At 65.4% G+C, this 8297-nt stretch carries 10 protein-coding genes; 2 read left to right on the top strand and 8 right to left on the bottom strand.

Features of this window, described 5'->3' with window-relative positions; genetic code table 11:
- Positions 1–153: 153 nt before the first annotated feature.
- The 5 genes from ccsB to AC5RWT_RS31650 are packed head-to-tail and all read right to left on the bottom strand — an operon-like array spanning position 154 to position 5019.
- Positions 154–1206 (bottom strand): c-type cytochrome biogenesis protein CcsB, encoded by a 1053-nt coding sequence (gene ccsB / locus AC5RWT_RS31630; protein ID WP_493966691.1) that lies wholly within the window; start codon positions 1204–1206, stop codon positions 154–156.
- A gap of 14 nt (positions 1207–1220) precedes the next feature.
- The gene (gene resB / locus AC5RWT_RS31635) at positions 1221–2897 is read right to left on the bottom strand and encodes a cytochrome c biogenesis protein ResB (protein WP_494083672.1); all 1677 of its coding nucleotides are present in this window, start codon (positions 2895–2897) and stop codon (positions 1221–1223) included.
- Complete coding sequence (locus AC5RWT_RS31640; RefSeq protein WP_494083673.1) at positions 2897–3658, bottom strand: cytochrome c biogenesis CcdA family protein; 762 nt, start codon at positions 3656–3658, stop codon at positions 2897–2899. The genes resB and AC5RWT_RS31640 overlap by 1 nt, the downstream gene beginning before the upstream one ends.
- A gap of 29 nt (positions 3659–3687) precedes the next feature.
- Positions 3688–4296, bottom strand: a complete 609-nt coding sequence (locus AC5RWT_RS31645) for a TlpA family protein disulfide reductase (protein WP_493966693.1) — start codon at positions 4294–4296, stop codon at positions 3688–3690.
- Positions 4297–4356: 60 nt separating this feature from the next.
- Complete coding sequence (locus AC5RWT_RS31650; protein WP_494083674.1) at positions 4357–5019, bottom strand: histidine phosphatase family protein; 663 nt, start codon at positions 5017–5019, stop codon at positions 4357–4359.
- Positions 5020–5226: 207 nt separating this feature from the next.
- On the opposite strand from AC5RWT_RS31650, the gene AC5RWT_RS31655 reads away from it, so the two are divergent.
- Positions 5227–6075: a hypothetical protein gene (locus AC5RWT_RS31655; protein WP_494083675.1), complete on the top strand. Its 849-nt coding sequence runs from the start codon at positions 5227–5229 to the stop codon at positions 6073–6075.
- A gap of 55 nt (positions 6076–6130) precedes the next feature.
- Here AC5RWT_RS31655 and AC5RWT_RS31660 read toward each other — a convergent pair whose 3' ends face one another.
- Positions 6131–6808 (bottom strand): redox-sensing transcriptional repressor Rex, encoded by a 678-nt coding sequence (locus AC5RWT_RS31660; protein WP_494083676.1) that lies wholly within the window; start codon positions 6806–6808, stop codon positions 6131–6133.
- A 160-nt stretch (positions 6809–6968) separates the two neighbouring features.
- Positions 6969–7229 carry a glutaredoxin family protein gene (locus tag AC5RWT_RS31665; protein WP_494083677.1) on the bottom strand — a complete coding sequence of 87 codons (261 nt, stop codon included), beginning with the start codon at positions 7227–7229 and terminating at the stop codon, positions 6969–6971.
- A gap of 64 nt (positions 7230–7293) precedes the next feature.
- On the opposite strand from AC5RWT_RS31665, the gene AC5RWT_RS31670 reads away from it, so the two are divergent.
- On the top strand, positions 7294–8112 hold the full coding sequence (locus AC5RWT_RS31670; RefSeq protein WP_494083678.1) for an HAD family hydrolase: 819 nt from the start codon (positions 7294–7296) through the stop codon (positions 8110–8112).
- A gap of 92 nt (positions 8113–8204) precedes the next feature.
- Here AC5RWT_RS31670 and AC5RWT_RS31675 read toward each other — a convergent pair.
- Positions 8205–8297: 30S ribosomal protein bS22 (locus AC5RWT_RS31675; RefSeq protein ID WP_440293759.1), on the bottom strand; the 93-nt coding region annotated here is incomplete at its 5' end.

An 8297-nucleotide genomic window follows, 5' to 3' on the forward strand; every position in this document is an offset into this window, starting at 1 on the left:
AGTAAGGACTGATTTCTCAGTCCAACTTTCGGGGAGCAGTTCATAGCCGGCGTCCGGCCTTTCGACCGACGCCGAAGGCCCGCCGCTCTGATCAGAGCGGCGGGCCTTCGGTGTTAAGCGGCACGCCCTTGCGCGGTTACCCGCGGCCGCCGGCTAGACGCCAGCGTAACTGTGCAGGCCGGCGAAGAACACGTTCACGATCGTGAAGTTGAAGACCACGCACAGGTAGCCCACGATCGACAGCCAGGCGGCACGGGTACCGGTCCAGCCGCGGGTCGCCCTCGCGTGCAGGTAGCCGGCGTACACCACCCAGATCACGAACGTCCAGACTTCCTTGGTGTCCCACCCCCAGTAGCGGCCCCAGGCCTCCTCGGCCCAGATGGCGCCCAGCACCAGAGTGAAGGTCCAAAAGACAAAGGCCACCGCGTTGATCCGGTACGCTGCATTCTCCAGGGACAGCGCCGATGGGACCACGCGCATGAACGCCAGCGCGTCAGCCTTGCCCGCGCGGCCGCGGGCTTCACGGTTGGCCTGGATCAGTTGCAGCACGGACATGGCGAAGGTCAGGGTGAAGAGCGCCGAGGCCAGCACCGCCACTGAGACGTGGATGATAATCCAGTAACTCTGCAGGGCCGGAATCAGGTGGGCCACCGGGGTGGGGAATCCGATGGTCGCGGCAATGAGCATCACGACCACGAGCCCGATCACGAACGAACCGAGGAAACGCAGGTCCTTTCGGGTCAAAGCGAGCAGATAGACAACCGCCACCATCAGGGCACCGGTGGTGCAGAATTCGTACATGTTGCCCCACGGGACGCGGTGCGCTGCCATCCCCCGGGCCACAACGCCGGCTGCCAGAATGACCGTGGCCAGAATCGTGATGGCAACGCCAATCCGGGCTGCGGGCCGGCGCTCCTTGCTGTAGTGCATCGAATCGGCGGCCATCTCAAAAGCTCCGGCTCTGCCGTTCAGGCCATCGCCAGATGCTGTTGCCCCGCCCCCGGCAGCCGCTCCGGCTACCCGGACCAGCCCAGCCTGGCCGGCCGCGGCGTGTTCGACAGCCAGCCGGTCTTCTACCGCCTTGATGGTCTTGCTCGATTTCGCCAGGTCCCAGCAGAACGCGATGAAGGCGACGGTGAAGGCCATCGCACCGAGCAAGATGAACAGTTCGCTGTACTGAGCCAGTGTTTGGTCAATCGTGGGCATGGAAAGTGTCGTCCTTAGGTGTTGTCAACGCCGGCGGCGCTCTTGCTATTGTGCGCCTTCGGGCCGCCGTCCGTCAGCCACTGGTCGCGGAGGAGTTTGCCGATGGCGGCTGCTTCAGGTGCAAGCCGGTGGTCCTCGCCGCGGGCCAGCAGGCCCCACTCCACCATGGTGCGCCCATCCTCGTGGGTTCCCGCGCGCACCCAGATGCGGCGGCGTCCGATAAACAGGGAAGCGCCGAGGCCGGCCATGGCCAGCGTGGAGAAGACGAGCGCCCCGAGTTTGCCCGGATCGTGGTGGATGTCCAGTGCCGCATAGCGGACCAGGCCGTCAAAGGTGATGCTGCCCATCCCGTGGGGCAGTTTGGCCGTTTCGTACGCAGCCAGCACAATGCCGCCGTCGTCCTGGTTGCGGTCGTTGAGCACGGTGAGGTTGCTGGTGTCCAGGACAAAGACGTTCTTTGGGTCGCCGTTGTCCAGGCCAAGGTCGCCGTAGTAGGAGTTCAGGTACAGCCGCGGGTTCATCGGATCCGGATCGCTGCCGTAGGCCACTCCATCCTCGCCTTCCATCGCGGTCGGCAGGAAGAAACCCACAAAGCCAAGTTGTTCCGGCTTCGCGTCCGGCACCTTGATCACCATCGTGGAGGTGTAGGCCCCATCATTGGGAATGGCGACGACGGGGCCTTGGTGGGCGATGTTGCCCTCGCCGTCGCGGATAGTCACCACCGGGGCATAGCCGTTGCCCATGAGGTAGACGTTGCTGCCGCCAATGGTCAGCGGATGGTTGACCTTCAGGACCTGATGCTCTTCCGGGGCTCCCGGTTTCTCGCGCACGGTCATGGTTGCGGTGAAGTCGAGCGGCTGGCCGTAGTGGGTCTTGGATTCCCGGTCGAAGACAACATCGAATTTGTCCAGCCGCAGGGAGAACGCGTCCAGCCGGTCCTCGGTGAACCCGGTTCCCGGGTTGAAGCTGTCGTAGCCGATCAGCGAGTTCACGAACGTTTCGCCCTCGACCAGCACCCGCTGTCCGGTGTAGCCGAACTGGCCGCCGATGGCCACCGAGACCAACACCCCAATCAGCGACGTGTGGAAGACGAGGTTGCCGACTTCCTTGGCGAAGCCGCGCTCGGCGCCCACGGACGGCCGGTCAGTGTCCGCGTCGCGCACGTCCACCCGGTAGCCGCGGCGCTTGAGCAGCCTGGCGGCGTCTTCCACTGCAGAGCGTGCCGAGACGCCGGCCTCGGCGGGGACCGCAAGCGATCCGTATTCGGGCAGGCGGGAGAGCCGACGCGGTGTCCTGGGTGGCTGGGACCGCATGGCTTTGTAGTGCTGGATGGCACGCGGAATGACGCAACCGATCAGCGACAGGAAGAGCAGCAGGTAGATGGCGGAGAACCACACCGAGGAGTAGACATCGAAGAGCTGGAAGCGGTCCAGCCACGGCCCGACGTCCGGGTTGTCGGCAATGTACTGGGTGACGACCGCAGGGTTGGCCGGACGCTGGGGAAACAGCGAGCCAGGCACCGCGGCTACGGCCAGCAGAAGCAGCAGGAACAGCGCGGTGCGCATGCTCGTCAGCTGGGTCCATGCCCAGCGCAGCATCCCGAAAAAGCCCAGCGCCGGAACGGCGACGTTGTCCCGGTTGCGGTTGTGCTTGCGGTCCTTCACGGTTGTGTCATCAGGGGTCTGACTCATCAGATCGGGAGCCTCACTTCATTCGCAAACCAGTCCTGCAATTGCGTCACCCAGTCCCCCCAGAGCCCGGTGGCCATCAGCAGGCCCAAAACAACCAGCATGCCTCCGCCGGCCCGCTGCAGGAACAGCCGGTGCTCGCGGAAAAACGCCATGGCGCCCATCCCCCGCCGGACGCCCAGGGCGATCAGCAGGAACGGGATCCCCAGGCCCAGACAGTAGACGAAGGCCAGGAATGCCCCCTTGGCCGCATCGGCGCCGCCCGAGTAGGCCAGCGCCTGGACGGCAGAGAACGTGGGGCCGATGCAGGGCGCCCAGCCCAGCCCAAAGGTCATGCCGAGCACGGGAGCACCCCACAACCCGGCCGGCGGGCGCGAGTTGATCTTGCGGTCCCGCTGGAAGAACGCGAGTCCGCCCATGAAGATGATGCCCATCATGACGACGACGATGCCGAGCAGCTGGGTGACCCAGCCGGCGTCGCTGCCTTTCAGCCATGCACCGAGCTGGCCGAAGACCGCCCCGATGATGACGAAAACGATGGAAAATCCCAGCACGAACAGGCCAATTCCGGCGAACATCCGGCCGCGTCGCTGGCGTTCCAAGTCCACTCCGGTCAGTCCGGTGACATAGCCCAGGTAGCCCGGAACCAGCGGCAACACGCAGGGCGAGAGGAAGGAAACCAGCCCGGCCAGCATGGCCACCGGGATGGCCAGCAGCACAGAGCCGTTGAGCACCGTGTCGCCGAAAGCGCCGCCCACGGTCATTGGCAGCGCGGCTGTCGCCCACCCCACGGCTACGCGGCCACTGCGTCTTTGATCAGGGCTTTGAGCGTGCCCTTGTCAGCCACGCCCAGGATCCGGGCCGCCACCCGTCGTTCCTTGTCCAGTACCAGCGTGGTGGGTACAGCCTGCGGCGGTACGTAGGATGTCATCGCCAGCAGGATGCCGCCGTCCTTATCCATGAAGCTGGGATAAGTCACCCCGAAGTTCCGTTCGAAGGCCTCAGCCGTGGGGCGCTCGTCCCGGATGTTGACGCCGTAGAACTGGGCTCCGTCGGCAAACTCCTCGCTCAAGGCCTGCAGATCCGGGGCTTCCAGCCGGCACGGCGCACAAGAGGCGTACCAGAAGTTGAGCACTGTCACCTGGCCAGCCCAGTCGGCTGAATCAACCGTGCTGCCATCGAAGAGTTTGGCCGTCAACTGAACGGGCTCGCCGCGAGAGCCGGGCGCGTACTCGGTCACCGACCCGTCGCCGGCGATGTAGTTCTTGTTATCTCCGGCGTTGGCCTGTTGTGCCAACGGATCCTCGACCGAACAGGCAGCCAGCGAGAGGACACCAAGCAGCCCCGCACCGACTTTGAACACGGCACGGCGGTTGAATAAACGGGGGTTATCGGCAGTCACAAGTCACACTCTTCTTCGTGGGTTGGGGGCATCCCACTTCTACAACGCGTAGTAATTCTATTATGCTCCCGGCAGGTTCGCCGCACCGGGCAGCAAATCGGCACATGGCTCGGCATAACGCACCGCTGCGAGGCGTCCGCCGTCGAACTCCAAGGAGGTCACCGACGCGAGCGTGCACTCCCGACGGCGGGGATCGTGCCAGAGCCTTTTGCCCTCGCAGGACAGCCGGGTCACCCAGATGGGAAGCTGATGGCTGACCAGGACCGCTTCGGCTCCTTCGCCGCCGCGTTCGACTGCAATTCGGCGGGCATCGTCAATCGCCTCCCGCATGCGGGCGGCTTGGGCCGCGTAAGGCTCCCCCCAGGACGGGCGGAACGGGTTGTACAGGTGCGGCCAGTGCCGCGGCTGGTGCAGGTGCGAGCGGATGTCTGCCATGCCCTCGAAGTAGTTCTCGGCTTCGATGATCCGCTCGTCCGTCACGATCTCCAGACCGAGCGCCTTGGCGGTCGGCGCCGCTGTCTCCTGCGCCCGGGTCAGCGGCGAAGCCACCAGATAGCTGATTGCGGCGCCCTCGTTGCGCAGACCCGAAAAGTAGCCGGCAGCACGCCGGGCCATCTCCTGGCCCAGCTCGGACAGCCCGAAGCTGGGCAGCCTGCCATAGAGCACGCGGTCGGGGTTATGGACCTCGCCGTGGCGGAGCAGATGGACGGTGGCTTCGGGCATGGGTACAAGTGTCTCAAACCGCGCGGATATGCCCAAAAGACCCGGCTCGTCAGGGCGCCCGGGAGCGCGGGCTGCAGCACGACAGAAAATCATCCTTCCGGGCGACCGGCACGGCGCTGACCTGCATTGTAATGTTGCAGTAACAGCTGCCAAGCCCCGTGCGGACCGGCACGCAGGCCCGTGTGGATGAGATGAAAAGGATCCGCCATGAGCACCCCAGAGAACGAACCGAACAAGCCCGGGGACGGGGAAGCCCGGCCCAGCGGACAGGAGCCGCCCCGGTACGGGCAGAATGCACCGCAGTACGGGCAGTACGGCCAGAATGCGCCGCAGGAGCCCGGCTCAAGCCAGCCGCCCTACGGACAAAACGCACCGCAGTACGGGCAGTACGGCCAGAACGCGCCGCAGTACGGGCAGCAGGCCTACGGCCAGGACCAGGGCCAGCAGTACGGCCAGCAGCCCTACGGCCAAGGCCAGCAGGGCCAGTCGCCCTACGGCCAGCAGTACGGACAACAGCCTTACGGCTACCAAAACGCTGTGCCGGGCCAGTACGGCTATCCGGGCGGTCAGGCGCAGCCTACGGCCAAGCCAACGGCGCCCCGCGAAGTCATCATCGCGTTCTGGTTGATCATCGCCGCGGCCGTGCTCACCGCCATCGAAATGCTGTCCGAGCTGGCCAACCTGGACGGCACCATGGCCATGGTGCTCAACGATCCCTCGGTCCGTGAAGCCCTGGGCGAGCAAGGCGGACAGTTTTCCGAAGCCGAGCTGGCGAACATGATGAGCGGGACGGCTGGAGTGTTCATCGTCATTACGGCCGTCATCGCGGTGGGCCTGTATTTGATGGTTGCCTTCGGCGTGAAAGCCGGCAAGAACTGGGCGCGGATCACCGGCACCATCTTTGCTGCACTGTCGCTCTTCGGTCTCTTCAACATTTGGTTCGGCACCATCTCGGTGCTCCTGGGCATTGCGGCGATCGTGCTCCTGTTCCTGCCAGCGTCCAACAAGTTCTTCCAGGCCACCAAGGCCCACAAGTTCGGTATCTACGGCCGCTAAGGGGTACTGCTTCCGGCCGATCTGCCAGCCGGGCTCGTGACGGGCGCTGGAGACTTCAGTTGTGTGAAGCCTCCCGCGCCCGTTGTGCGTGGTAGGCCAGAATCTGCAGTTCGGTGGCCATGTCCACCTTGCGCAGTTGCACGTACGGAGGAACCTGCAGCACCACCGGAGCGAAGCTGAGAATGCTCACCACGCCGGCTTCGATGAGCCGGTCGCAGAGTCCCTGGGCCACTCCGGCCGGCACAGCCAGGACAGCCATGTTGGCTCCGGTCTGCCGCAGGACGGATTCCAAATCCGCAATAGTGCTCACGCGCAGCCCTGCGACCTCCGACCCGACCACCTGCGGGTCGGCATCGAAGAGCGCCACGACCCCGAATCCCTTGGTGGTGAATCCGGAATAGCCGGCCAGTGCCCTGCCCAGGTTGCCGACGCCGACGATGGCCACTTTCCAGTCTTGAGTGAGGCCCAAAGCGGCGGCAATCTCCTGCCCGACCAGCCGTACGTCGTAACCCACCCCGCGGGTGCCAAACGACCCGAGATAGGACAGGTCCTTGCGCAGGGTGGGCGGGCTGACCCCGGCGGATTCGGCGAGGTGCTCGGACGATATGCGTTCGGTACCTTCGGCCACCAGCGCATTCAGTGCCCTCAGGTAGATCGTCAGGCGTGCGAGGGCGGCCGGTGGAATCTCGTGGCCGGAGGGCTTGGCCGCCTCGGTGTCCGGGACGTGGGTCACTGTTTTCGCTCCGATGCCTGCTGCGGGCTCCGGTCGGGCTGGCCGGCCGTCCCGGGTTTTGGGCACCGCCGGCGGTTCTCCCACCGGCGGCTGGTATCCCTTAGGTTAAGCTTCCCCGGGCCGGTCTCCAACTCCGATGACGCCTGTCTGACGCGTCCTTCTACTGCGTGAGGAGCCGCCGCAACCGCTCGGGATCGATGTGCCAGAAGTCCCGCTGCACGCCGTCGATCATGACCACAGGGATCTCCTCGGCGAAGCGGCGCTCGAGCTCCGGGTCCTCAAGAATGTTCTTCTCTTCCCAGACGACGCCGAGCTCCCCTGCGACGCTGCCCACGGTCTCCCGGGCCGCCTGGCATACATGGCAGCCGGGTTTGGTCAGCAGCACCAGTTCGTGCCCGCGGTCGGCGAGGGATCCACTCATGTCTTCCACGGTAGCGGCCAGTGGCAGCGAACGGACAATTCCCGCCCCTCGTTAGACTCGATGTATGCCCAAGACCGCCGCCGGCCATGCTCAACGAGCCTCGGTCTCCGCCGACCCGGGGACGGAAGCGGCCTTTTTCGACGTCGACAACACCCTCATGCGCGGAGCCAGCCTGTTTCATGTGGCACGCAAGATGTACCAGCGGGGTTCCTTCCGGATGCGCGACGCGGCGAGCTTCGGTTTCAAGCAGGCCCGGTTCCTGATGCGCGGGGAGAACCTGAAGGACATCCAGTCCATCCGCGACACCGCCCTTGCCCTGGCCACCGGCCTGTTGAGCGAGGACGTCAAGGAACTGGGCGACGAGGTCTACGACGAAGTCATCGCCTCGAAGATCTGGCCCGGAACCCGGGCGCTGGCGGACCAGCACCTGCGGGTGGGCCGGAAAGTCTGGCTGGTCACTGCCACGCCCATCGAAGTAGCCGCCGTCATCGCAGACCGACTGGGGCTGACCGGAGCACTGGGCACCGTGGGCGAAGTCGAAGACGGGGCCTACACCGGACGCCTGGTCGGGGACATCCTGCACGGGCCCGCGAAGGCCGTCGCGGTCGAAGTGCTGGCTGAACGGCAGGGGCTGGACTTGGCGCGCTGCTGGGCCTACAGCGACTCCTACAACGACGTTCCGCTGCTGACCTTGGTGGGCAACCCGGTGGCCATCAACCCGGATGCCAGGCTGCGCAAGCACGCCCGGGACAACAACTGGCCGGTCTACGACTTCAGGAGCGGGCGGCGGGCGGCCACGCTGGGCCTCAAGGCGGCCACCGGGGCCGGCGCGGTCTACGGGCTCTGGCGCGGCGTGAGCAGGCTGCGACGTCCTGCGGCCTAGGTGACATCCACTACCCAAGCCGGCCGGCATTTAAAGCACAAGGTCCGCCAGTTTCCTGGCGAACCTTGGAAGCTTGGAACCGGCTGACGGTCCTACTTCTTGTTGCGGCGCTGGTGGCGGGTCTTGCGAAGCAGTTTGCGGTGCTTCTTCTTGGCCATACGCTTGCGGCGCTTCTTGATAACTGA

It is taken from the genome of Arthrobacter sp. Dra40, assembly GCF_059091905.1.

What these genes read in the sequence shown, in the direction of transcription:
- ccsB (WP_493966691.1), bottom strand. Translation starts at nt 1,206, where the DNA reads ATGCCCACGATTGACCAAACACTGGCTCAGTACAGCGAACTGTTCATC.
- resB (WP_494083672.1), bottom strand. Translation starts at nt 2,897, where the DNA reads ATGAGTCAGACCCCTGATGACACAACCGTGAAGGACCGCAAGCACAAC.
- AC5RWT_RS31640 (WP_494083673.1), bottom strand. Translation starts at nt 3,658, where the DNA reads ATGACCGTGGGCGGCGCTTTCGGCGACACGGTGCTCAACGGCTCTGTG.
- AC5RWT_RS31650 (WP_494083674.1), bottom strand. Translation starts at nt 5,019, where the DNA reads ATGCCCGAAGCCACCGTCCATCTGCTCCGCCACGGCGAGGTCCATAAC.
- AC5RWT_RS31655 (WP_494083675.1), top strand. Translation starts at nt 5,227, where the DNA reads ATGAGCACCCCAGAGAACGAACCGAACAAGCCCGGGGACGGGGAAGCC.
- AC5RWT_RS31665 (WP_494083677.1), bottom strand. Translation starts at nt 7,229, where the DNA reads ATGAGTGGATCCCTCGCCGACCGCGGGCACGAACTGGTGCTGCTGACC.
- AC5RWT_RS31670 (WP_494083678.1), top strand. Translation starts at nt 7,294, where the DNA reads ATGCCCAAGACCGCCGCCGGCCATGCTCAACGAGCCTCGGTCTCCGCC.